Genomic DNA, 23,586 nt, shown 5'->3' on the forward strand with positions numbered 1-23,586 from the left:
GCTTCGCGCCCCCTCATCCGGCCCTTCGGGCCACCTTCTCCCCGATGGGGAGAAGAGTAGGCTGCGGCGTGTGGCTTGGTCTTGTTTCGATCCGCCGGGAGTTTTTCCATGACCATCGAAGAAGAGGTTCTGGCCCTCGCCGAGGGCTGGATCGGCACGCCCTATCGGCATCAGGGGTCGGCAAGGGGCATCGGCTGCGATTGCCTGGGGCTCGTGCGCGGCATCTGGCGGGCGCTGTATGGCACAGAACCCGAGGCGGTGCCGGCCTATGCGCCCGACTGGGCGGAGCGCTCCGGCGAGGAGCGGCTGATCCGGGCCGCCGAACGGCATTTTCAGGCGGTGGGGTCGCTGGTGGATGCCCGCGCCGGCGATCTCGTGCTGTTTCGCTTTCGCCCCGGCATGGCGGCGAAACATGCAGGCATTCTGGCGCGGATGGAGAGGAGGGAACGGGACCCTGCCGCCTTCAGCCGGACGCCCGATGCCTTCATCCATGCCTATGAGCAATCGGCGGTGATCCGCTCGGCGCTGGTGCCGGGCTGGCGGCGGCGGATTGCGGGGATTTATCGGTTTCCGGAAAGGACGCGCTGATGGCGACCATTCTCCTGCAGGCGGCCGGTGCCGCGCTTGGTTCGGTCTTCGGGCCGGTTGGCAGCATTCTCGGCCGGGCAGCGGGCGCGCTCGCCGGTAGCGCCATCGACCGCAGCTTGCTCGGCGGCAATTCGGTGACCGGGGCGAGACTGTCTTCGGCGCGGCTGGCCGGTGCCAGCGAGGGCACCGCGATCCCGAGGCTTTACGGCACGGCCCGGCTTGGCGGCACGCTGATCTGGGCGACGCGTTTCGAGGAGCAGGCGGTGACCGAGAGGAGCGGGTCGAAATCGACCGGCGGCACCCGGACCACGACCTATCGCTATTTCGCCAATCTGGCGCTTGGGCTCTGCGAGGGGCCGATTGCCGGCATAAGGCGGGTCTGGGCCGATGGCCGCGAACTGGACCTGACCGAAATCGAGATGCGGGTCTATACCGGACGGGACGGCCAGCCGGCCGATCCGCTGATCGAGGCCAAGCAGGGGGCGGGCAAGGTGCCGGCCTATCGCGGACTTGCCTATGTCGTCTTTGAGCGCCTGCCGCTCGATGATTTCGGCAATCGCATTCCGCTCCTGCAATTTGAAGTGATGCGGCCGGTGGGGGCGCTGGAGGAGAAGATCCGGGCGGTGACGATCATCCCCGGCGCCACCGAGCACGGCTATGCGACGACACGGGTGTCGGACGCGCCGGCTCCGGGCGAAAAGCGCTGGCTGAACCGCAACACGCTGACGGCCGACACCGACTGGCAGGCCTCGCTGGACGAGTTGCAGGCGCTCTGCCCGCAGCTTGAAACCGTGGCGCTGGTTGTCGCCTGGTTCGGCACGGATCTGCGCTGCGGCGAATGCCGGATCGTGCCGGGCGTCGAGGTTGCGGCACGAACGAGCGAAAGCCGGCCCTGGCGCGTGGACGGGTTGACCCGGGCCGAGGCGCATCTGGTTTCGCGCCATGAGGGCGGACCGGCCTATGGCGGATCGCCGAGCGATGACAGCGTGGTGGAAGCGATCCGCGACCTGAAGGCGCGGGGGCTGAAGGTGATGCTCTATCCCTTTGTGATGATGGATATTCCGCAGGACAATGGACTGCCTGATCCCTATGGCGGAGCAGCGCAAGCGGCCTATCCCTGGCGCGGGCGGGTGACCGCCTATCCGGTCAGTGCCGACCGGACGGCGGCAGCACGGACGCAGGTGGAGACCTTTGTTGCAAGGGCGGAGGGCTATCGGCGGTTCTTGCGGCACTATGCGGAGCTTGCCAGCGAAGCGGGCGGCGTTGACGGGTTTCTGATCGGTTCGGAACTGCGTGGGCTGACGACACTGCGGGACGGGGACAACCGGTTTCCCTTTGTCGAGGCGCTTGTGGGCCTGGCGGGCGAAATGCGGGACCTGCTCGGAGCTTCGACGGCGATCACCTATGGGGCGGACTGGAGCGAATATTTCGGCCATCAGCCGGCCGATGGCTCGGGCGATGTCTTCTTCCATCTCGATCCGCTCTGGGCGAGCCCTGACATTACGGCGGTTGGCATCGACAATTACATGCCGCTGGCCGACTGGCGCGACGAGGATCTCGAAGCGGAAAGCCCCGATGGATTTTCGGGCGTCGACGACGCCCAAGGTTTTGCCCGGATGCTGACGGGAGGCGAGGGGCATGACTGGTTTTATGCAAGCGAGGCGGACAGGCAGGCCCGTATCCGAACGCCGATCACCGATGGCGCCCATGGCAAGCCCTGGGTCTATCGCTTCAAGGATCTGGAGGGCTGGTGGGCAAACCCGCATCACGACCGGATCGGCGGTGTTGAACAGGCCGTGCCGACGGCCTGGGTGCCGGGGATGAAGCCGATCTGGTTTACCGAGCTTGGCTGTGCGGCGGTCGACAAGGGAGCGAACCAGCCGAATGTCTTTGTCGACGCCAAATCGGCGGAAAGCGGGCGGCCGTATTTTTCCACCGGCAGCCGATCCGATAGCGCGCAGCGGCGGTTTCTCGAAGCCCATCTCGACCATTGGGCGGCAGGTAACGCGCCGGTTGGCATGGTCGATCCGGCCCGCATCTTTCTCTGGACCTGGGATGCGCGGCCCTATCCGGCCTTTCCCGAGGATCGCGGCCAATGGTCTGACGGAAGCAACTGGCGCACGGGCCATTGGCTGAACGGACGGCTGGGCACGGCGACGCTGGCCGACACGATTGCGGCGATCCTGACGGATCACGGCTTTGAGGATTTCGACGTCAGTGCCGTTGCGGGCGATCTCGGCGGTTATGTGAAGGGCGACCTGAACGCGGCCCGCGACCTGATCGAACCGCTGATCACGATCTTTCAGATCGACGTGGTGGAGGATGGTGGCACGCTTCGGTTCCGCAGCCGCGCCCATGCGAGCCTGCCGGCGCGGGTGATCGATGTGCTGGCGGCCACCGAGGGAGAGCCGTTGTGGAGCGAGACACGCGGTCATGACAGCGATTTTGCCTCCGAGGCGCTGATCACCTTTTACGATCCGGCCGCAGACTATGGCGAGGCAAGCGTGCGCTCGCGCAAGGTGGAGGCAGCAACGCTGAGGCAGCTGGCGCGGGATTTGCCGGCGGTGATGCCCGAGGAGACGGCGCTGGCCGCGGCCGAAGGCTGGCTGCGCGACAACCGGCTGGCGCGGCGCACATTGCAACTGACGCTGTCACCACAGGAGATCGCGGTCGAGCCGGGCGATGTGCTGCGCTTCCCGGAAGGGCCGCAGGGGCGGTTTCTGGTTTCCGAGATCGACGAGGGCTTTGAGCGACGCCTGACGCTGCGCGCCTTTGCCGGCAGGGCGGCGGCCCCGAGCGCAACGAACGAGCCGGGGCGCCTGCCGGATACGGGCGGCTCTCAGGGCTTTGCGCCACGCGTGCTCTTTCTCGATTTGCCGCGACTGGAGGGCGCAGCCAGCACCGGAGATGCCGCGATTGCTGCCTTCGGCCGACCCTGGCGCCGGATCGCTGTGTCATCTTCGCTGGAGGCGGAAGGCTATCGGCTGCGGCTGACACTCGACCGGCCGGCGACCATGGGCCAACTGGTCGAGCCTTTGGGGCCGGGGCCGAGCGGGCGTTTCGACGAAGGCAATTCGGTTGTGGTCGATCTCTTTGGCGGGGCCTTTGCCTCGGTCAGCCGGCTGGCGGTGCTTGCCGGGCAGAACCGGATTGCCGTGCGGGCAATCACGGGCGGCTGGGAGGTGATCGGTTTTCGCGACGCGGAAGAAGTCAGCCCTGGCCGATTCCGGCTGACCGGGCTGCTGCGCGGGCTGGGCGGCACGGAAGCGGCGATGCGGGCGACGGCCGCTGTCGGGGCCGATCTCGTTTTGCTCGACGATGCGGTGCGGCCGCTTGGGCTTGCCGCTGCCGAGCGCGGTGTGGCGACCAACTGGATTCTGGAGCCGATCGGGCTTTTGAGCGACCGCGCCGGACCCTTTGTTCAGGCTGGCGGCTTGCAGGCCGAGACGCCGCTTGCGCCGGTGCATGCACGCGCGGTTCGCCAACTGGCCGGCGACATCACGCTCACCTTCATCCGCCGGGGCCGGATCGAGGCCGATGGCTGGACGGAGGGCGAGATCCCGCTCGACGAGAGCGAAGCGCGCTACCGGATCGAGATCCTCGATGGCGGCGTGCTGCGGCGAAGCGCCGAGGTGACGGAACCCCGGTTTCTCTATGCCGCGGCCGAAGAGACAGCCGATTTCGGCGCGCCGCAAACGGCGCTTTCCGTGCGCATCCGCCAGCTGGGTCGGCTGGCGGCCGGCGCGCCGCTCGAGGCGGTTCTGCCGGTCGAATGACCCATCATGATCACCGGCAAGCCAGATCAACGGCAAGCCAAATCAACAGGAAGCCATCTACAGCAGGAAGAAGGAGTAGGACCATGCTGGACTTTAAACCCTGGTATCAGTCGAAAACCGTCTGGGGGGCGCTGATTGCCATTGCCTCGCCCCTTCTGCGCCAGGCGGGCCTGGATCTCGGCGACGCCGATCAGGCCGAACTCGCCGACGCGCTGACGCTTCTCGCCGGCACGTTCGGCGGTCTGCTCGCCCTTTACGGCCGCGTGACGGCGACCAAGAGCGTGGGCGGGTGAAGCGGTTCCGCCGGGCTGTGACCGGTGACGGTTGACAGTGGCGGAAGCTTTATGAGCATTCATTTGCCATTCAGACGCTCTGCAGTACATAGTCGATAACAATCGATCCCCATGCAGAAGTGGACGCAATGGCAGCATTCATGAACATCACCGGACTGGCGCTTGCGCTCGCCGTGGCTGTCCAGCCGGTGACCAGTGGCGAGGCCTTCGCCGCGGGCGAACAGATGGTGGCGCAACGCGCCGTCGACTGCCGGGCAGCCGCGATGCGGGTGGCGGCCGAGGAGGGCGGACAGTTGCTTTCCGTGCGCGAATCGGGCGGTGAATGCGTGATCGTCGTGCTCGTACAGGGCAGCGGCAATGAGCGGCCCCGCAAGGTCACCCGGCGGGTGTCGCAGTAAAACCGGCGACACCGCCGATCTCTGCCGAACCAAGGGGAACAGCATGCGCATTCTCGTCGTCGAGGACGATATCAACCTCAACCGCCAGCTCGTCGAAGCCCTGCAGGAAGCGGGCTATGTCGTCGACAAGGCCTTTGACGGCGAGGAAGGCCACTTCCTGGGCGACACGGAACCCTATGACGCCGTCATTCTCGACATCGGCCTGCCGGAGATGGACGGGATCACCGTGCTGGAGAAATGGCGTGCCGCAAGCCGGGTCATGCCCGTGCTGATCCTGACGGCCCGCGACCGCTGGTCGGACAAGGTGGCGGGCATCGATGCCGGCGCCGATGACTATGTGACCAAGCCTTTCCATGTCGAGGAAGTGCTCGCCCGCATTCGTGCGCTGATCCGCCGGGCGGCAGGGCATGCATCCTCCGAAATCGTCTGCGGCCCTGTGCGTCTCGACACCAAGAGCTCCAAGGCGAGCGTCGATGGCGTGACGCTGAAGCTCACCTCGCATGAATACCGGCTTCTCTCCTATCTCATGCACCACATGGGCGAGGTGGTCTCGCGCACCGAACTGGTCGAGCATCTCTACGACCAGGATTTCGACCGCGACAGTAACACGATCGAGGTCTTTGTCGGCCGGCTGCGTAAAAAACTCGGCATCGACATGATCGAGACCGTGCGCGGCCTTGGCTATCGCATCCAAGCCCCGACGGCATGAAGATCCGCTCGCTCACCGCGCGCGTCCTGATCCTCGCCACCCTCTGGTCGGCGTTGGCTTTGGTGACGATTGCGGTAGCGATTTCCGCCCTCTACCGCGAGGGCGTCGAGCGCGGCTTCAACAATCTCCTGCGCGCCCAGCTCTACAATGTCGTCAATTCCGTTTCGATCGGTGACGGCGAAAGCCTGACCGGCTCGCCGGCGCTCGGCGACCTCCGGTTTTCCCAGCCCGAGACCGGCTGGTACTGGCTGGTCGAGCCGATCGGCAATTATACGGCAGCACCGCTCGCATCCGCCTCGCTTGGCGTTTCCAACCTCGCGACACCCGATGTGGCCGAGACGCCCTTCGACATCAATTATGAGCGCTTCTACGAGATGAAGGACGAGGTCGGAAACCTCATCCGCGTCGTTGAAACCGAAGTGGTGCTGGACGACCAAGGGCGGGCGGCGCGCTTTCGGGTGACCGGCAATATCGAGGTGGTGGAAGAGGAAATCGCCTTCTTCGCAAGCCGTCTGAACCTGGCGCTGGCCGTGGTGGGCATTGGCAGTCTGATCCTGAACGGTGGCGCCATCGTCTATGGCCTGCGCCCCGTCGACCGGGCGCGGCGCGCCTTGGAGCGCATCCGGCGCGGCGAGGCCGAACGGCTGGAGGGCGAGTTCCCACGCGAGATCATGCCGCTTGCGACGGAAATCAACGCCCTGATCGAGAGCAACCGGCGCATTGTCGAGCGCGCCCGCATGCAGGTCGGCAATCTCGCCCATTCGCTGAAGACGCCGATTGCGGTGTTGCTCAACGAGGCGCGCACGCTCGACAAGGCCCATGCCGGTGTCGTGACGACACAGGCCGAGGCGATGCAGGCGCAGGTGGCGACCTATCTCAACCGCGCCCGCATTGCCGCCCAGCGCGACAGCGTGCTCGCCCGCACCGAAGCCCAGCCCGCGCTTGAGCGGCTGGTGCGCGTCATGCGCAAGCTGAATGCCGAAGTGAGCTTCGACCTGGAGGTCGCCCCTGACCTGACCTTTGCCATGGAGCAGCAGGACGTCGAGGAAGTGGTTGGCAATCTCCTGGAAAACGCTGCGCGTTTCGCCCGTTCCAAGGTCGTCACCCGGCTTTCCTCCGTGGTCCGTGAAGAAGACGCGACGGAGGGGCGCCGCCGCTGGGTGGAACTGATCATCGAGGATGACGGGCCGGGACTGGCGCCCGACCAGATCGGCGAGGCGCTGAAGCGCGGCCGCAGGCTCGACGAGAGCAAGCCGGGAACGGGGCTCGGCCTGTCGATCGTCAAGGAAATCTCGGGCGAATATCAGGGGTCTCTCGGTCTTTCCCGCAGCCCGCTCGGCGGACTTCGCGCACAGGTGATACTCCCAGCTGTGAGCAAGGAGACTGCGTGATTGATTTTCCTGTGAAATTCCATAGTTGTATGAGAACGTGTCAGAAGCGCTCGTTGTCGCGGGCTTCGGGCGAGGGCGCTTTGCGCGGTATACGAAATGTCGACGGAAACTGGGTTGATCTGATGGGTGTATCGCGCTTTGGAGTTGTCGCCGTGGCCTTGGCTGCCACTGTTGGACTGTCGGCCTGCACGACGACGCAGGGCAGTGCTGCGACGGGCTCGGCCCTGTACATATCTGCATTGCAGGGCGGCATCGTCTCGCGCACCGGCGTGAAGCTGTCGAACAGCGAGACCCAGCGTGCGCTGGAAGCCGAATACCGGGCGCTGGAAGCAGCCCCTGGCGGCCAGCCCGTGACCTGGGTAGGCGGCGAAGTGCGCGGCCAGGTGGTTGCGGCAGCACCCTATCAGGTCGGCCAGCAGAACTGCCGCCAGTTTACCCACAAGGTGATCAGCGAGGGCCGCGAACTCCAGGCTCGCGGTGCGGCCTGCCGCAACAGCGACGGGACCTGGACGCCGCTGAGCTGACAAGGCTTTGACGGGTTGGATGTGCGGCTGCAGCGCGGCCACCACTTGACTTGCATCAAGGATGGGCGGGTTATGGCGTCCTAGAGAGAGCTTGCGGCCAATCGCCTCAATTTTACGTCAGAGGCGGTTTGTCGATTGGAAAGCTCATTGCCTTGAAGTAATCGGTTCTCATGTTGTTCTGGATCATCGCCGCGCTTCTGACGGTCGTCGTCGCATTCATTCTCCTGTCGCCGTTGCTCAGGGCCAGGGCCCTCGCATCGCGCTATGAAGAGGGGGAGGCGGCGGTTTATCGTGACCAGTTGCGCGAACTCGAACGCGACCGCGCCGGCGGACTGATTTCCGCCGAGGAGGCCGACTATGCGCGGGCCGAAATCGGCCGGCGGCTTTTGGGTGTCGATGCGCGCGCCAAGGCTTCACCGCAGCCCGACGCGGGCGCGGCAGGCGAAGACGCCAAGGGTGAGGCTGCCAAGGGTGAGGCTGTCAAGGGTGAGGCTGCCAAGGCGCTGAAACCCGGTCGCTACCGGCTGTCGCAGGCCTTCATCCTTCTCTGTCTTCCCGCAATCGGCCTTGCCGGTTATCTGGCGTCCGGCAATCCCGGCATGCCGGATGCCCCGCTTGCAGCACGGCTTGCCAATCCCGGCGACAATGTCGAGCTTCTGGTCGCCCAGGTCGAGCGGCATCTTGCGACCAATCCCGAGGACGGCAATGGCTGGGCCGTGGTGGCGCCGGTCTATTTCCGCATGGGACGGCTTGAGGATGCCGAACTTGCCTATCGCAATGCCATTCGGCTTCTCGGCCCAGATGCGGAACGCATGACCGGTTTTGGCGAAACGCTCGTGACCCGCAATGACGGCATTGTCGTGAAAGATGCGCAGCAGGCGTTCGAAGCGGCGCTGAAGATCGAGCCGAACAATCCGCGCGCCGACTATTATCTGGCGCTGGCGCTGGAGCAATCCGGCCGCCGGGCCGAGGCACTCGTTGCCTTCGAGAACATCGCCAAGGCATCGCCGCCGGAAGCCCCGTGGATGGAGCTGATCAACCGGCATATCGCGACCAACAGCGCCGGCCTGCCGCTGGCCGGTGGTGCAGCGACGCCGCCGGGTCTTGCCGCCAACCCGGCAGCCAGTGGCGCGCCGGCACCGCTCGGCAACCCGACCGCCGAGGATATTGCCAATGCGCAGGCCATGTCGACGGGCGACCGCAGCGAGATGATCCGCGGCATGGTGGCAAGCCTCGACGCCAAGCTGAAGGACGACCCGAAGAATTTTGAAGGCTGGATGCGTCTCGTGCGATCCTATGCCATGCTCAAGGACAAGGACCGCGCTCAAGGCGCGCTGCGGGATGGCCTCAAAGCCTTTCCGGCGGAGACCGCCGAGGGCCGGCAGCTGATCGCCATGGCGAGCGAACTTGGCCTTGAAGTCGAGGAGAAGACGCCGTGACCCGCAAGCAGAAGAGACTGGCCGTGATTGCCGGCGGCATGGGGTTTATCCTGGCAGCCGTGCTTTTGGTGATGTTCGCCTTCAGCCAGACCATTGCCTATTTCTACGTGCCCGGCGACTTGAAGACGGTGAAGCTCGATGCCGGCACGCGCATCCGGCTCGGCGGCCTCGTCGAAGATGGCTCGGTGAAGCGCGGTGAGGGCTCGACGATCACCTTTACCGTGACCGACACGCTGGCGACGGTGCCGGTGACCTATACGGGCATTCTGCCGGACCTCTTCCGCGAGGGGCAGGGCGTGGTGGCCGAGGGCAGTTTCCGCGAGGGCGACCGCGTCTTCGTGGCCGATACCGTGCTCGCCAAACATGACGAGACCTATATGCCGAAGGACGTCGCGGATCGTCTGAAGGCGCAAGGGGTGGAACTCAGCGGCAAGGAAAAGCTCCAATGATCGTTGAACTTGGTCACTATGCGCTGGTTCTGGCCCTTGCGGTCGCGCTGATCGTTTCCGTGCTCCCCGTGATCGGTGCCCGAAAGGGCGATGCGGGGATGATGGCGGTCGCGACATCAGGCACCTATGCGCTCTTTCTGCTGGTCGCGCTCTCCTTCGGCGTTCTGACCTATGCCTATGTCGTGTCCGACTTCTCCGTCCAGAACGTCTACGAGAACTCGCATTCGCTGAAGCCGATGATCTACAAGATCTCCGGCGTCTGGGGCAATCACGAGGGTTCGATGATGCTCTGGGTGCTGATCCTGACCCTGTTCAGCGCCATGGTCGCCTGGTTCGGCACCAATCTGCCGGATCGACTGAAGGCCAATGTTCTGTCCGTGCAGGCCTGGATCACCTCGGCATTTGCGCTCTTCATCCTGATGACCTCCAACCCGTTCAACCGGCTCTCGCCGATCCCGGGCGAGGGGCAGGACCTGAACCCCGTGTTGCAGGATGTGGGCCTCGCCATCCATCCGCCGCTTCTCTATCTCGGTTATGTCGGTTTTTCCGTCTGTTTCTCCTTTGCCATCGCCGCCCTGATGGACGGCCGCATCGATGCGGCCTGGGCGCGCTGGGTCAGACCCTGGACGCTGGCCGCCTGGGTGTTTCTGACGGCCGGTATCGCCATGGGCTCCTACTGGGCCTATTACGAACTCGGCTGGGGCGGCTGGTGGTTCTGGGACCCGGTCGAAAACGCCTCCTTCATGCCCTGGCTTGCCGGAACCGCCTTGCTGCATTCGGCGCTCGTCATGGAAAAGCGGGATGCCTTGAAGATCTGGACCGTGCTTTTGGCGATCATCGCCTTTTCGCTGTCGCTGCTCGGCACCTTCCTCGTTCGCTCAGGCGTTTTGACCTCCGTGCATGCCTTCGCCACCGACCCGACCCGTGGCGTCTTCATTCTCGGCATTCTCGTGATCTTCATCGGCGGTGCGCTGTCGCTCTTTGCCTTCCGCGCGCCGATGCTGAAGGCCGGTGGCCTGTTCCAGCCGATCTCGCGCGAAGGCGCGCTGGTTCTCAACAACCTGATCCTGACGGTTTCGACGGCGACCGTTCTGATCGGCACACTCTATCCGCTGCTTCTGGAAACGCTGACCGGCGAGAAGATTTCGGTCGGTGCGCCCTTCTTCAACATCACCTTCGGGCTGTTGATGATCCCGCTTCTGCTGGCCGTACCGTTCGGCCCCTTCCTTGCCTGGAAGCGGGGCGATCTGCTCGGTGCCTTGCAGCGTCTGTACCTTGCCGCGGGCGTTGCGCTCGTGTTGGGTCTGGCGCTCTATTACGTCGAGCATGGCGGACCGGTCATGGCCGTTGGCGGCCTGGCGCTCGGTTTCTTTGTCATGGCCGGTGCTATTGCCGATCTCTTCTATCGCGGCGGCTTTGGCAAGCAGAGCTTTTCCGTGGCGCTCAGCCGGTTGAAGGGCCTGCCGCGCTCGACTTTCGGCACGGCGCTCGCCCATTTCGGCCTCGGCGTGACTGTCATCGGGATTGTGGCCGTCACCACCTTCGAGACGGAAACCGTGGTCGAGATGAAGCCCGGCATGACGGCGGAAGCCGGCGGCTATGTGCTGACCTTTGATGGCATGCGGGCTGCAAGTGGCCCGAACTATACCGAGGATCAGGGCCATTTCACCATCCGCAAGGGCGGCGTCGAAGTGGCCGATGTCTGGTCGTCGAAGCGGCTCTATCCGGCGCGGCGCATGCCGACGACCGAGGCCGGGATCGTGACCTTCGGCTTCAGCCAGCTCTATGTCTCGCTGGGCGACCCCATGGCCGATGGCGGCATCGTCGTGCGCGTCTGGTGGAAGCCGTGGATCCTCTGCATCTGGTACGGCGCGCTGGTGATGATGGCAGGCGGGATTGTTTCGCTGTCGGATCGCAGGCTTCGGGTCGGTGCGCCGAAACGGGCGAAGGTGGCGGCAAAGCCGGCGCTGGAGGCTGCGGAATGAGCGCGCCGAGGAACCTCTCCCCAACCCCTCCCCACAAGGGGGAGGGGCTTTTGCGCCGCATGCAGCCTTGGACGACGGCGAAAGCGGCATCCGCAAGGTTTCTCCCCCCTTGTGGGGGAGATGGCCGGCAGGCCAGAGGGGGACTTTGGGCCGCACTGTTCACGCTCGCGCTGTTGTTCGCTCCGCTCCCGGCCTATGCCGTCAATCCCGATGAGGTGCTGTCCGATCCGGTGCTCGAACAGCGCGCGCGCACCCTGTCTGCGGAACTGCGCTGCATGGTCTGCCAGAACCAGTCGATCGACGATTCCAATGCCGAACTGGCCCGCGACCTTCGTGTCGTCGTGCGCGAGCGACTGGTGGATGGCGATAGCGACGAGCAGGTGCTGGACTATGTCGTGTCGCGTTACGGCGAATTCGTGCTGTTGAAGCCGCGGCTTTCCGTGCGCACGCTGGCGCTCTGGGGGGCACCCTTTGTGCTGGTGGTGATCGGCCTGATCGTGGCGGTGGTCAGTGCCCGCAGGCGGGCGGCGCGGCCGACGGCCAAACTGTCGGTCGAGGAAGAGGCACGGCTGGGCAGGTTGCTCGACGGCGAGTGATCAGGGCGTCTCGAAGTCGGTCTCGTCATCCAGCGGCAGGTCCGGCGGTCGCTCGCGACCATGGCGGATCGGCAGGATCCGAATGCCATCGGGACCGACGTCATCGAGGATGTGGTCGTCACCCAGAACGAACCGCCTTTCCGACCGCAGGGGGAGATCTGTCGCTTCCTGTCCCATTGAGGGGAACTGGGCAAGCGTTCTGACAAACTGGCTCACGTCATGCCTGAAACGGTCGCCCGCCGCTTGATTGCGTTCTCTGATAAGCTGCGTCTCGCGCCACATATGCTCTGGCACTCGGCGAGAAGGTTATTTTCACGCGGCAGCGCCCTTTATGATGCCGTCCAGTTCGCCAAGGACTTTGTCGGCATCGATGCACTCGCCATCAGCGATTGCCTTCCGCGCTTCCGTGATCTCCAGGATTTCGCGGCCTTGCCCAGCTATGTAACTCTTGAGTGCGCGCACGATGATCCAGCTACGGCTCCGGTCGCAGGCACCGGCAACCGCTTCGATCTCGGCGAGTAAATCGCGCGGCAGTCGGAGCGTGATGGGACCAGACAGTTGCTGTTTTAACAGCGTTTTTGACTCCGATTGTAATACGGAGGACAGGTGCCGTGCAGCCTCAAGTCAATTGCGGCTCTTGTCGCCTCAACGTCCCGCAAACATTACGAAGAATTCATCCGCCGTACAGTTCGCCGTAAGGTGACAGCACCTATATCTCTCCTCATCCACCGCTTCCCCACCGCCGGATCGTCCGGCGGCTCCAGTCAGAAGAACAGATGAAGGTAGATCACATGTCCGAGATCAAAGGTCGCTCGCTGAAGACGATCCTCAAGACTTCCACCACGGCTGGCCTCGCGGCCATGATGCTGGTGACGGCTGCCCCCTTCGCCGCTGTTCCGGCCTTGGCCGCGCCGGTCGAGGTGAACGCGCCGCAGGTGCCGAGCTTTGGCGACGTCGTTGCAGCGGTCCTGCCGGCCGTCGTTTCCGTCCGCGTCCAGTCCAATGTTGCCGAAGAGGCATCCGAGGACAGCAATTACTCGTTCAATTTCGGCGGTCGCAACTTTGACGACCTGCCGGACGATCATCCGCTCAAGCGTTTCTTCCGCGAATTCGGCGGTCCTGGCATGGACGGCCCGCATGACGGCGGCCCACGCGCAGAACGGGGCGAGCGCGGTGAGCGCGGCGAGCGTGGTCAGGGACGCCTGCGTCCGACCGCGCAAGGCTCCGGCTTCTTCATCTCCGAGGATGGCTACATTGTCACCAACAACCACGTCATCGACGATGGCCAGGCCTTCACCGTGGTGCTGAACGACGGCAAGGAATATGACGCCAAGCTCGTAGGCAAGGACAGCCGCACCGACCTCGCGCTGCTGAAGGTCGACGCCAAGGATGTGAAGTTCACCTATGTGAAATTTGCCGATGACGAGAAGGTGCGCGTTGGTGACTGGGTCGTTGCGGTCGGCAATCCCTTCGGTCTCGGCGGCACGGTGACCGCGGGCATCATTTCCGCCCGTGGCCGCAATATCGGCTCCGGCCCCTACGACGACTACCTGCAGATCGACGCGGCCGTGAACCGCGGCAATTCGGGCGGCCCCGGCTTCAACCTGAACGGCGAAGTCGTCGGCATCAACACCGCGATCTTCTCGCCTTCCGGCGGCAATGTCGGCATCGCCTTTGCGATCCCGGCTTCGGTGGCGACAGATGTCATTGCCAAGCTGAAGGACAGCGGCACGGTTTCGCGTGGCTGGCTCGGCGTGCAGATCCAGCCGGTGACGCAGGACATCGCCGATAGCCTTGGCCTTTCCGAAGACAGCGGTGCACTGGTCGTGGCCCCGCAGGCCGGGTCTCCCGGTGAGGCAGCCGGCATCAAGCAGGGCGACGTGGTGACGGCCGTGAATGGCGAACCGGTCAAGGATCCGCGCGATCTGGCCCGCCGCATTGCAGCCTTTGCCCCTGAAACCACCGTGGATGTAACGCTGTGGCGCGATGGCAAGGCGACTGAGGTCAAGGTCAAGCTTGGCGAACTGCCGGCAGACCAGGCAGCCGCAGAGCCGAGCGAGAACGATGCAGCGCCGGCACCGGCTGCAGAGCAGGAACTGTCGGGCCTCGGCCTCTCCGTTCGCCCTGCGGATGGCGGCAAGGGCCTCTCGATCATCGATATCGACCCGGACAGCGATGCCGCCGACAAGGGCCTGAAGGCCGGCGAGACGATCACCTCGGTCAACAACCAGCAGGTATCCTCGGTGGCGGATGTCCAGAAGGTGATCGACCAGGCGAAGAAGGACGGCCGCACCCGGGCGCTCTTCCAGGTGGAATCCGAAGCGGGCAGCCGCTTCGTGGCACTGCCGATCAACCAGGGCTGATCATGACGTGAAGACGGGGCGTCGGCGGTTCGCGGACCGGCGGCGCCCCTTTTTCGTATCCGGATGAGGCCCCCGCCAGGGGCGGCGCGGCCAGACGTGATGGAAAGGACAAGAGCATGGGGATCGCTGACCAAGGACAGCCGACAAGCGGCGAAACCGTCTATACGGGCCCTGAGGCCGGCGCTAAGGTCGCGCACATGAAAATACTTGTCATTGAAGACGACCTGGAAGCTGCCGCCTACATGACGAAAGCCTTTCGCGAGGCAGGGATCGTTGCCGATCACGCCAGCGACGGCGAGAGCGGCCTCTTCATGGGCTCGGAAAACAGCTATGACGTGATGGTCGTCGACCGCATGCTGCCGCGCCGCGACGGACTTTCCGTCATCAGCGAGCTGCGCAAGCGCGGCGTCGAGACGCCGGTGCTGATCCTGTCGGCTCTCGGACAGGTGGATGACCGCGTCACGGGCCTGCGCGCCGGCGGCGATGACTACCTGCCCAAGCCTTACGCCTTTTCCGAACTTCTGGCGCGTGTCGAGGTTCTTGGCCGGCGCAAGGGCAAGCCGGAACAGGACATGGCCTACCGCGTCGGCGATCTCGAGCTGGACCGGCTGTCGCATGAGGTCAAACGCGCCGGCAAGGACATCCTGCTGCAGCCGCGTGAATTCCGCCTGCTCGAATATCTGATGAAGAATGCCGGTCAGGTGGTCACCCGCACCATGCTCTTGGAACATGTCTGGGACTATCACTTCGACCCCCAGACCAACGTCATCGACGTCCATGTCTCGCGGCTGCGCTCGAAGATCGAGAAGGATTTCGACAAGCCATTGCTGAAAACCGTGCGCGGCGCGGGTTACATGATCAAGGACGAAGGCTGACATCATGGCGTCTTCGTCCCGCTTCGGCGTGCTGTTCAAGTCGACGGCGGTCCGCCTGTCTGCGCTCTATATCCTGCTCTTCGCGCTCTGCGCCGCCTTCCTCGTCTTTTATGTGACGGGGCTTTCCGAACGCATCCTCAACAACCAGACGCGCGATGCGCTGCGTCAGGAAGTGGAGGAGATCGAGGGCGCCTTTGATCGCGGCGGCATCAACCAGCTTTTGCGCACGCTGGAGCGGCGCGCCCGACAGCCGGGCGCCAATCTCTATGTCATGGCCGGGCCGAATGGCGAGATCCTGGCCGGCAACGTCGCCTCCGTGCAACCGGGCGTTTTCGACCACGAAGGCTGGACCGAATTTCCCTTCCGCTACCAGCGTTACACCGACAGCGGCGGCATCAAGCGGCATTTGGCGACGGCGCATATCTTCGTTCTGGACAACGGCTTGCGCGTGCTGATCGGCCGCGATCTGGGCGAGCCGGGCAAGCTGCGCCAGCTGGTGCGCCAAGCGCTGATGGTGGCGCTTCTGATCATGGGCATCGGCGCTGTCGTCATCTGGTTTGCCATTGGCCGCAATGCGCTGAAGCGCATCGACCGGGTGTCGGCCGCAAGCCAGAAGATCATGGCTGGCGACCTGTCGCAGCGCCTGCCGGTTTCCGGTTCGGGTGACGAGTTCGACCGGCTCTCCTCCTCGCTGAACGGTATGCTTGGCCGGATCGAGCAGTTGAACGAGGGGCTGAAACAGGTTTCCGACAACATTGCCCATGACCTGAAGACGCCGCTGACCCGCCTGCGCAACAAGGCGACCGATGCGCTGGACGAGGACGATCCGGCGAGCCGAAGGGCGGCACTGGAAACCATCATCGGCGAGTCGGACCAGCTGATCCGCACCTTCAATGCGCTGTTGATGATCAGCCGCGTGGAAGCCGGGTCGATTGCCGCCGAACTCTCCGACATCGACGTATCGGCCATTGCCGCCGACAGCGCCGAACTCTACGAGCCGGTGGCCGAGGAAGAAGGGCAGGTTATGGATTGCCAGATCGCGCCGGGGCTTTCCGTGCGCGGCAACCGCGAACTGGTTGGTCAGGCGATTGCCAATCTCATCGACAATGCGATCAAGTATGGCGGGCAGGGCGAGACAGGATCGAGCATCGGCATTCGCGTTTCGCGCGGCGCACAGGGCGTGGAAGTCAGCATTTCGGACGAGGGACCGGGCATTCCGGCCGACAAGCGCGAAGACGTGGTCAAGCGCTTCGTTCGCCTGGACAAGAGCCGCTCCAAGCCCGGAACCGGCCTTGGCCTCTCGCTGGTGGAAGCGATCATGGCGCTGCATGGCGGACGGCTGATCCTGTCCGACACCCGCGACCATGCCGAGTTTCCCGGCTTGACGGCCACCATGGTCTTTCCGGGATCAAAGCCGTAACGTGACGCCGCCAGCGAGATTCGGGGGACGGTCTCGCCTCAGGGAGGGAGACCGGCATGGAGCACGACCGCGCGAGACGATTGGCCGAGGTGGCGGAGGGCGTGATCCGTCCGCTCAACCAGACGGAACTGAAGGCGGCAACGGCGCTCCTCAAGGACCTGATCAAGCAGGAGCCGGGACTTGCCGACCATGTCGGCGTTGACGGCCCCCTGCGGAGCTTCCTGCTCGCCACTTTCACGCTCTCCCCCTATCTGCGCGATATTGCCAGTCTGCAGCCCGCTTTGCTTCTGCAAGCGCTGGAGGCGCCGCTTGAGCCGATGCTGGACGCGGCCGTTGCCGAGGCGCGGAATGCCTGGCGGCCGGATGAGGCGGGTCTGACCCCTGGTGAGGCCGAGGTCATGGCGCGGCTGAGGCGCGCCAAGCGCAAGGTCGCCTTCTTCACCGCCCTTGCCGATCTCGCCCGGATCTTTACCGCCCGCGACACGACGGACTGGCTGACCTCCGTGGCCGATGCCAGCGTTGCGGCCGCCATCGACCATCTTCTTTTGGCGGGCCATGATGGCGGCAAGCTTGTCATCAAGGATCGGGCGCAGCCGGCAGAGGGCAGCGGGCTGATCGTGCTCGGCATGGGCAAGCATGGCGCGCGGGAACTCAACTATTCCTCCGACATCGACCTCGTTGTCTTCTACGATCCGGACGCGGGCATCCTCAAGGATCCCGAGGATGCGATGGAGACCTATGGCCGGATGATGCGCAGGCTTGTGCGCATCCTGCAGGAACGCACCGGCGACGGCTATGTCTTCCGCACGGACCTCAGGCTTCGACCCGATCCGGGCTCGACGCCACTTGCCGTTCCCGTCGAGGCGGCGCTGATCTATTACGAAGGCCGGGGGCAGAACTGGGAGCGTGCGGCCTTCATCAAGGCGCGGCCGGTGGCCGGGGACCTGAAGGCTGGCGAAGGCTTCCTGCGCGAGCTTGTGCCCTTCGTCTTTCGCAAATATCTCGACTATGCGGCGATTGCCGACATCCACTCGATCAAGCGGCAGATCCATGTGCATAAGGGCCATGGCGCAATCGCGGTGAAGGGCCACAATGTCAAACTCGGTCGTGGCGGCATTCGCGAGATCGAGTTCTTCGCCCAGACCCAGCAGCTGATTGCCGGCGGACGCATGCCGGACCTGCGCATCCGCGCTACGGAAGCGGCACTTCACGCGCTGGCCGCCGCGAAATGGGTCGATCCGCAGACGGCGGAGGATCTGACGCAGTGCTACTGGTTCCTGCGGGACGTCGAGCATCGCATCCAGATGGTGCATGACGAGCAGACCCATGTTCTGCCGGAGACGGAAGCCGAACTGAAGCGCATTGCCTTCATGCTGGGCTGCATCGACACGACAGAGTTTTCGCAGAGGCTGGAAGCCGTGCTGAAGACCGTCGAGAGATGTTACGCCCGGCTGTTCGAGAAGGAAGAGGGCCTGTCGACTGCGACCGGCAATCTCGTCTTCACCGGCCAGAAGGACGATCCCGACACGCTGAAGACGCTGAACGGTCTCGGCTTTGAGCGGCCGGAGGATATTTCCCGCGTCATCCGCACCTGGCATTACGGCCGCTACCGCGCCACGCAATCCGTGGAGGCGCGCGAGCGGCTGACCGAGATGACGCCGAGCCTGCTGAAGGCCTTCGGGGAAAGCCGAAGGGCAGACGAGGCGCTATTGCGTTTCGACAGTTTCCTGGCCGGGCTGCCCGCTGGCATCCAGCTCTTCTCTCTCTTGGGCAACAATCCGGCGCTTCTGGATCTGATCGTCCGGATCATGGCGGCGGCACCGCGGCTGGCGGAGATCATCGCGGCGCGACCGCATGTCTTCGACGGCATGCTCGATCCGGCGCTTCTGGTCGAACTCCCCACCAAAGATTACCTTGGCCGTCGTCTGAAGAGTTTTCTTTCAAGTGCGCGGCACTATGAGGAAGTCCTCGACCGGTTGCGCATCTTTGCCGCCGAGCAGCGCTTCCTGATTGGTATTCGCCTGCTGACCGGCTCGATCGCTGGTGGGCAGGCGGGCCATGCCTTTACCGACCTTGCCGGTCTCGTGATCGACGAGGCGCTGAAGGCGGTCGTGGCCGAGATGGAAGCCGCCCATGGCCGGGTTCCGGGCGGCTGCGTGGCGCTGGCGGGCATGGGCAAGCTCGGCTCCTTCGAATTGACCGCAGGCTCGGATGTCGACCTGATCCTGCTCTATGAACACGACGACGACGCGGTGGAAAGCGATGGCGCCAAACCGCTTGATCCGGTGCGCTACTATACCCGCCTGACGCAGCGGCTGATTGCGGCCTTGTCGGCGCCGACTGCCGAGGGCGTGCTGTATGAGGTCGACATGCGGCTGCGTCCCTCCGGCAACAAGGGGCCGGTGGCATCGAGGCTTCGGGCCTTTGCCAAGTATCAGCGCGAGGAGGCCTGGACCTGGGAACATATGGCCCTGTCGAGGGCGCGGATGATCTCCGGCGACGAGCGGCTCATCGAAGAGGCGGAGGCGATCATTGCCGAGATCCTCGCGGCCAAGCGCGATGAAGCGGTCGTTGCAAAAGACGTGGCCGAGATGCGCAAGCTGATCGAGGACGAAAAGCCGGCGAAGGACAGCTGGGACCTGAAGTTGATCCCGGGCGGGCTGATCGACATTGAATTCATCGCGCAATACCTGGCACTGGTGGCCCCTGCACAGGGGCGGCCGGTCCGGACCAATGGGCTGTCGACGGGCGATGCGCTGAAGGGTTTTGGCGATCTGATCGACCCGAATGACCGCGACACGTGCCTGGCAGCCTTGAAGCTCTATACCGATCTCTCCCAGGTCATCCGGCTGTGCATCGACGGCGGCTTCGACCCTGAGGCAGTGCCGGCCGGTCTGATCGATCTCGTGACGCGGGCGGCCGAATGCCCCGACCTGAAAACGACGGAGGCGGAGGTGAAGCGTTTGTCCAAGGCCGTGCGCAAGGTGTTCCTGCGGGTGGTTGCCAGACAATGAAGACATATCGGCCAGCGCCGATATAAGTAACACCTAATTAATGAAAGCGTTGGATAGTTCCCTCTATCACGGAGATGCGCGGGCAAGGCCGCGCTGGGATAGGGTGACTTGGGACATGAAGAACATACCGATTGTTGGCAAATTCATCGCCATCATGGCAGCCTTTGGCGTCTTTGCGCTTGGGGCGGCTTTTTATTCGGGCGGTCAACTCCGCAATATTGACAGCAATTACAGCCGCCTGATCAACGGCGAAGCAAGCGCGGCACTCGACCTGTCCCGCGCCAATCGCGCGATGCAGAACATGCGCTCCGCCATTGGCAGCCTTCTGATGTCGCGCAGCCAGGAGCTCAACGAGAGCTCCGAGAAGGAATTTCTTGCGGCCAAGGAGAGCTTCGTCAAGTTTATCGACAGCGCCGCTCAGACGATGCCGTCCAATACCGAAATCGCCGGGCTCAAGGCGGCCGTGCTAAAAATCGTCGACGAGACCTGCGCCACGACGATTTCGGCCGCACGGGCTGCGACCGACGAGCAGGCGGTGGCGGCAAGCCAGACCCTGTTCCTGCAGCAGTGCCAACCGCAATTCGCCGATATCTCGCCGAAATTCACCGAATTGACCGGAAAGATGAGCGAGGCAGCAACCGCGACGAGTACGCTTCTCTCTGAGGAGGCGGCAGCGACCGCGCGCAATACGCTGATCGGGGTGATTGTCGGCATCGTGCTCGTGCTCGGCGTCGGTTTTGTCGCGATTCGCGGCTGGTTGGTCCGCCCGATCCGTGCGCTGTCGGATACGATGGCCGTGCTGGCCGGGGGAGATCTCTCTGTCGACGTCGCGGGCACCGAACGCCGGGATGAAGTCGGGTTGATGGCCCGCTCTGTCCAGATTTTCAAGGATAATGGCTTGAGGGCGCGCGAACAGCAAAACGAGGCCGAGGCTGCGCGTCTGCAGACCGAGGCGGTGCGGGTTCGCCAGGAAGAGACCGATCGTCAGCGCGTCATCGAGATGGCGCAAGCGACGGAGGGTCTCGCCGAAGGCCTGCAGCGTCTCTCCGATGGCGATCTGAGCTATCAGCTGTCCAAGCCCTTCGCGGCAGACTTCGAAAATCTGCGGGCCGATTTCAATACGGCCGTGGACAAGCTGCGCGGCACGCTCGGCGCTGTCTCCCAGTCGATCAGCGCCATCGATGGCGGATCGCGTGAACTCAGCCAGAGTGCAACAGACCTCTCCAAGCGGACCGAACAACAGGCCGCTTCGCTGGAAGAGACAGCCGCAGCATTGGACCAGATCACCACCAATGTTCAGAACTCGTCCAAGCGCACGGAAGACGCGCGCAGCATGGCCATGAAGGCAACGGAATCGGCGAAGAAATCCGGTGAAGTCGTGGCCAATGCAGTCGACGCGATGCAGCGGATTGAAAGCTCGTCCAGCCAGATTTCCAACATCATCGGCGTGATCGACGAAATCGCCTTCCAGACCAACCTGCTGGCGCTGAATGCGGGTGTTGAAGCGGCCCGCGCCGGTGAAGCCGGCAAGGGCTTTGCGGTCGTTGCCCAGGAAGTGCGCGAACTCGCCCAGCGCTCGGCCCAGGCGGCAAAAGAGATCAAGGAACTGATCGGCAAATCCGCTCAGGAAGTGGATAGCGGCGTCCGGCTCGTCACGGCAACCGGTGACTCGCTGAAGATCATCGGAGACCATGTGATCGCCATCAACGGCCAGCTCGACGCGATTGCAACGTCGGCCCGCGAGCAGTCCGTCGCTCTCTCCGAGGTCAATACGGCGGTCAACCAGATGGACCAGACCACGCAGCAGAATGCCGCGATGGTCGAAGAGGCAACCGCAGCGTCCGCCTCGCTCGCGTCGGAAGCGGACCGGCTGCGCCAGTTGATCGGACAGTTCCAGATTGGCAGTGGCAGCCCGGCGACCACCCGTCAGCCGGTCGTGGCCGCTGCCGAACATCAGCCAGTCGCCTCTCCGGCCCGCCGGATGATCAAGAAGGTCGCAGGCGCACTGGGCATGACGGCCGCAAAACCCGACAGCTGGGAAGAGTTCTGATCTCGCCCACGCACGATGGAAATGGATGCGGCCACCCCAATCGGGGTGGCCGTTTTGCTTGTGGGTGACGATGTCAGGCGGTGCGTCGCGACGCGAGATATTTCATCGGCTTTTGTGCAATGCCGAGGAGGAGATCGAAGGTGGCGCGGTCCTGGAAGAACAGGATGACGGCGATCAGCGGCCAGACCAGGCAGGTGGACACCAGCATCAGCACCCAGTGCGTACCGTAAAGAGCATGCAGCAGGGTTGCAGCAGCCAGCATGGCAGCCGGAACAGTGAGTTTCAGGAAGACGCGCCCGAGGATGCGGCTCAGCGCCAGCTGGCCGCCGAAATCGACCATGGTGCGCAGGATGGCAGCCGTGGCTGCGCCGACAAGGCCGAACTCCTTGGTCAGGATGATGAGGACGACGGCAAAGGGAATGAGCAGGCCGAGATGCAGCTTGGCGATCAGGTCCGGCCGGTGCTGGCTGTGCAGCAGGAAATAGGGCGCGAAGATCAGCGCGTTGAACCAGATCGACGAGACCAGCAGACTGGCGGGCAGGCTTGCCTTGTCGGTGAAGACATCTCCGAGCCAGAGCGTCAGCAGCGGGTCCATCAGGAGGATCGTCGAGGCACAGACGCCGCCATAGAGAAGGGCGGTGACGATCAGAACGCGGGCGCTGAGCGCGGACGCGTCATCGGCTTCGGAACTGGCCAGCCGCGGGAAGATGGCGCGGGAAATCGCGCCGGGCAGGATCTGGCTGCGGGTGATGAGGTTGAGCGGCACCGAATAATAGGTGACCGTGGCGACCCCGAAGAAGCGGCCGATCATCAGCTGGTCGAGCGAGCCGAGAATGGGCGACAGGATCGAGGAAATCGTCACCCAGCCGCCATAGGACAGAAGCTTGCGGGCGCGCAGGGGATCGAAATCGGTGATCCGGATCGGGCCTTCCAGCCAGCGGATCGCGATCATGATCGCGACCATCAGGATGACGCGAGCAATCACCGCGCCGGGAATGACCGTTCCAAGATCGGGTGAGATGAAGATCGCAAAGGCGAGTGGCAGGATCTGCGCGAAGATCGTGCCGGAGACTTGAAGGACATTGGCAAGCTTGAAGGCCTCGCGGGCTTCCAGCGTATCGATGCCCGCGCCGTTGAGGATCACCAGCGGTAGAAGGAGCGCGATCCACGGCATGGCCGTCTTGATCTCGCCTTCAAGCTCTACCGGCACTTCAACGACGCTGCCGACAATGTAGGAACTGAGAAGATAGAGCAGGAAGGCGCCGAAGAAGGTCATCGTCGCATTGATGGAAAAGGATGTGACGATGACGCGGGCGCGTTCGCGTTTATCCGCAAGGTCAATGCCGGCCAGCGCCTTGATCGTGGCGGGGGCAAGGCCGAGCTCCAGAAAGCTCAGATAGGTGATCATCACCCAGATCAGCGAAATCACGCCGTAACGGGCATCGCCGACATGGTGGATATAAAGCGGGACGGTGAGGATCAGCACGGGGATCGGCGCGACGGCACCGATCAGGTTGACCAGAAAATTGATGTAGAGCCGATTGCGTGGCTTGGCGTCCGTCGCCATCAGGGGTCCTGCTCTGTCGCGCGGCAAATCGGGCCGCCTGTCTTGTCTCAATCGTCTTGGCGCAATCCGGTTACGGAACTCTGATCGCCAGGCGCCAACCGTGCCGCAGGGTTAGCGACCGGTGAAGACCGGCGACCTGCGGCACCCCC

Annotated in this window: 19 protein-coding genes; 16 read left to right on the forward strand and 3 right to left on the reverse strand. The window is 64.1% G+C overall.

The window, feature by feature from the left end; all coding sequences use genetic code 11:
* Nucleotides 1–108: 108 nt before the first annotated feature.
* The 11 genes from ACSV9I_RS08205 (at nt 109) to ACSV9I_RS08255 (ending at nt 12,148) form a co-directional block, all read left to right on the forward strand.
* Nucleotides 109–588 carry an NlpC/P60 family protein gene (locus ACSV9I_RS08205; protein ID WP_438328305.1) on the forward strand — a complete coding sequence of 160 codons (480 nt, stop codon included), beginning with the start codon at nt 109–111 and terminating at the stop codon, nt 586–588.
* A complete protein-coding gene (locus ACSV9I_RS08210) occupies nt 588–4,364 on the forward strand; it encodes a baseplate multidomain protein megatron (protein WP_438328306.1) in 3,777 nt (1,258 codons plus the stop codon). The genes ACSV9I_RS08205 and ACSV9I_RS08210 overlap by 1 nt, the downstream gene beginning before the upstream one ends.
* Before the next feature lie 83 nt (nt 4,365–4,447).
* Entirely contained in the window at nt 4,448–4,657 is a 210-nt protein-coding gene (locus ACSV9I_RS08215) for a hypothetical protein (protein ID WP_054160437.1), read from the forward strand.
* Nucleotides 4,658–4,785: 128 nt separating this feature from the next.
* Nucleotides 4,786–5,055, forward strand: a complete 270-nt coding sequence (locus ACSV9I_RS08220) for a hypothetical protein (RefSeq protein WP_438328307.1) — start codon at nt 4,786–4,788, stop codon at nt 5,053–5,055.
* 43 nt (nt 5,056–5,098) lie between these two features.
* On the forward strand, nt 5,099–5,764 hold the full coding sequence (locus ACSV9I_RS08225) for a response regulator transcription factor (RefSeq protein ID WP_054160440.1): 666 nt from the start codon (nt 5,099–5,101) through the stop codon (nt 5,762–5,764).
* Nucleotides 5,761–7,155: an ATP-binding protein gene (locus ACSV9I_RS08230; RefSeq protein WP_438328309.1), complete on the forward strand. Its 1,395-nt coding sequence runs from the start codon at nt 5,761–5,763 to the stop codon at nt 7,153–7,155. The genes ACSV9I_RS08225 and ACSV9I_RS08230 overlap by 4 nt, the downstream gene beginning before the upstream one ends.
* A 122-nt stretch (nt 7,156–7,277) precedes the next feature.
* A complete protein-coding gene (locus ACSV9I_RS08235) occupies nt 7,278–7,679 on the forward strand; it encodes a hypothetical protein (protein ID WP_054160442.1) in 402 nt (133 codons plus the stop codon).
* Nucleotides 7,680–7,849: 170 nt separating this feature from the next.
* Nucleotides 7,850–9,118 carry a c-type cytochrome biogenesis protein CcmI gene (gene ccmI / locus ACSV9I_RS08240; RefSeq protein ID WP_438328311.1) on the forward strand — a complete coding sequence of 423 codons (1,269 nt, stop codon included), beginning with the start codon at nt 7,850–7,852 and terminating at the stop codon, nt 9,116–9,118.
* The gene (gene ccmE, locus ACSV9I_RS08245) at nt 9,115–9,567 is read left to right on the forward strand and encodes a cytochrome c maturation protein CcmE (protein WP_054160444.1); all 453 of its coding nucleotides are present in this window, start codon (nt 9,115–9,117) and stop codon (nt 9,565–9,567) included. Before ccmI ends, ccmE begins: the two co-directional genes overlap by 4 nt.
* A complete protein-coding gene (locus ACSV9I_RS08250; protein ID WP_438328312.1) occupies nt 9,564–11,552 on the forward strand; it encodes a heme lyase CcmF/NrfE family subunit in 1,989 nt (662 codons plus the stop codon). Before ccmE ends, ACSV9I_RS08250 begins: the two co-directional genes overlap by 4 nt.
* 173 nt (nt 11,553–11,725) lie before the next feature.
* Nucleotides 11,726–12,148, forward strand: a complete 423-nt coding sequence (locus ACSV9I_RS08255; RefSeq protein ID WP_438328313.1) for a cytochrome c-type biogenesis protein — start codon at nt 11,726–11,728, stop codon at nt 12,146–12,148.
* Here the strand turns inward: ACSV9I_RS08255 and ACSV9I_RS08260 are convergent, their stop codons facing one another.
* Nucleotides 12,149–12,364, reverse strand: coding sequence for a type II toxin-antitoxin system RelE/ParE family toxin (locus tag ACSV9I_RS08260; protein ID WP_438328314.1), 216 nt, complete (start codon nt 12,362–12,364; stop codon nt 12,149–12,151).
* A gap of 96 nt (nt 12,365–12,460) precedes the next feature.
* Nucleotides 12,461–12,721 carry a CopG family ribbon-helix-helix protein gene (locus ACSV9I_RS08265; protein ID WP_438328547.1) on the reverse strand — a complete coding sequence of 87 codons (261 nt, stop codon included), beginning with the start codon at nt 12,719–12,721 and terminating at the stop codon, nt 12,461–12,463.
* Between the two features lie 203 nt (nt 12,722–12,924).
* Between ACSV9I_RS08265 and ACSV9I_RS08270 the strand changes: the two genes are divergently transcribed.
* The 5 genes from ACSV9I_RS08270 to ACSV9I_RS08290 all read left to right on the forward strand — a co-directional run bounded on the left by ACSV9I_RS08270 (nt 12,925) and on the right by ACSV9I_RS08290 (nt 21,870).
* Nucleotides 12,925–14,511, forward strand: coding sequence for a Do family serine endopeptidase (locus ACSV9I_RS08270; RefSeq protein ID WP_438328315.1), 1,587 nt, complete (start codon nt 12,925–12,927; stop codon nt 14,509–14,511).
* A 116-nt stretch (nt 14,512–14,627) separates the two neighbouring features.
* Nucleotides 14,628–15,386, forward strand: coding sequence for a response regulator transcription factor (locus ACSV9I_RS08275; RefSeq protein ID WP_306765502.1), 759 nt, complete (start codon nt 14,628–14,630; stop codon nt 15,384–15,386).
* A 4-nt stretch (nt 15,387–15,390) separates the two neighbouring features.
* A complete protein-coding gene (locus ACSV9I_RS08280; RefSeq protein ID WP_438328316.1) occupies nt 15,391–16,806 on the forward strand; it encodes a sensor histidine kinase in 1,416 nt (471 codons plus the stop codon).
* A gap of 56 nt (nt 16,807–16,862) precedes the next feature.
* On the forward strand, nt 16,863–19,820 hold the full coding sequence (locus tag ACSV9I_RS08285; RefSeq protein ID WP_438328318.1) for a bifunctional [glutamine synthetase] adenylyltransferase/[glutamine synthetase]-adenylyl-L-tyrosine phosphorylase: 2,958 nt from the start codon (nt 16,863–16,865) through the stop codon (nt 19,818–19,820).
* Nucleotides 19,821–19,935: 115 nt separating this feature from the next.
* Nucleotides 19,936–21,870 (forward strand): methyl-accepting chemotaxis protein, encoded by a 1,935-nt coding sequence (locus ACSV9I_RS08290; RefSeq protein WP_438328320.1) that lies wholly within the window; start codon nt 19,936–19,938, stop codon nt 21,868–21,870.
* Between the two features lie 73 nt (nt 21,871–21,943).
* On the opposite strand, the gene ACSV9I_RS08295 is transcribed toward ACSV9I_RS08290, so the two are convergent.
* The gene (locus ACSV9I_RS08295) at nt 21,944–23,437 is read right to left on the reverse strand and encodes a flippase (protein ID WP_054160451.1); all 1,494 of its coding nucleotides are present in this window, start codon (nt 23,435–23,437) and stop codon (nt 21,944–21,946) included.
* Between the last annotated feature and the right edge of the window lie 149 nt (nt 23,438–23,586).

It is taken from the genome of Rhizobium sp. G187 (assembly GCF_051549525.1).
In the GTDB taxonomy this organism is placed as follows: Bacteria; Pseudomonadota; Alphaproteobacteria; order Rhizobiales; family Rhizobiaceae; genus Allorhizobium.

Coding starts and splice junctions, on each gene's coding strand:
- ACSV9I_RS08225 (WP_054160440.1), top strand. CDS start 5,099: ATGCGCATTCTCGTCGTCGAGGACGATATCAACCTCAACCGCCAGCTC.
- ACSV9I_RS08220 (WP_438328307.1), top strand. CDS start 4,786: ATGGCAGCATTCATGAACATCACCGGACTGGCGCTTGCGCTCGCCGTG.
- ACSV9I_RS08275 (WP_306765502.1), top strand. CDS start 14,628: ATGGGGATCGCTGACCAAGGACAGCCGACAAGCGGCGAAACCGTCTAT.
- ACSV9I_RS08215 (WP_054160437.1), top strand. CDS start 4,448: ATGCTGGACTTTAAACCCTGGTATCAGTCGAAAACCGTCTGGGGGGCG.
- ACSV9I_RS08230 (WP_438328309.1), top strand. CDS start 5,761: ATGAAGATCCGCTCGCTCACCGCGCGCGTCCTGATCCTCGCCACCCTC.
- ACSV9I_RS08285 (WP_438328318.1), top strand. CDS start 16,863: ATGGAGCACGACCGCGCGAGACGATTGGCCGAGGTGGCGGAGGGCGTG.
- ccmI (WP_438328311.1), top strand. CDS start 7,850: ATGTTGTTCTGGATCATCGCCGCGCTTCTGACGGTCGTCGTCGCATTC.
- ACSV9I_RS08280 (WP_438328316.1), top strand. CDS start 15,391: ATGGCGTCTTCGTCCCGCTTCGGCGTGCTGTTCAAGTCGACGGCGGTC.
- ACSV9I_RS08210 (WP_438328306.1), top strand. CDS start 588: ATGGCGACCATTCTCCTGCAGGCGGCCGGTGCCGCGCTTGGTTCGGTC.
- ACSV9I_RS08235 (WP_054160442.1), top strand. CDS start 7,278: ATGGGTGTATCGCGCTTTGGAGTTGTCGCCGTGGCCTTGGCTGCCACT.
- ACSV9I_RS08295 (WP_054160451.1), bottom strand. CDS start 23,437: ATGGCGACGGACGCCAAGCCACGCAATCGGCTCTACATCAATTTTCTG.
- ACSV9I_RS08270 (WP_438328315.1), top strand. CDS start 12,925: ATGAAGGTAGATCACATGTCCGAGATCAAAGGTCGCTCGCTGAAGACG.
- ACSV9I_RS08250 (WP_438328312.1), top strand. CDS start 9,564: ATGATCGTTGAACTTGGTCACTATGCGCTGGTTCTGGCCCTTGCGGTC.
- ACSV9I_RS08205 (WP_438328305.1), top strand. CDS start 109: ATGACCATCGAAGAAGAGGTTCTGGCCCTCGCCGAGGGCTGGATCGGC.
- ACSV9I_RS08290 (WP_438328320.1), top strand. CDS start 19,936: ATGAAGAACATACCGATTGTTGGCAAATTCATCGCCATCATGGCAGCC.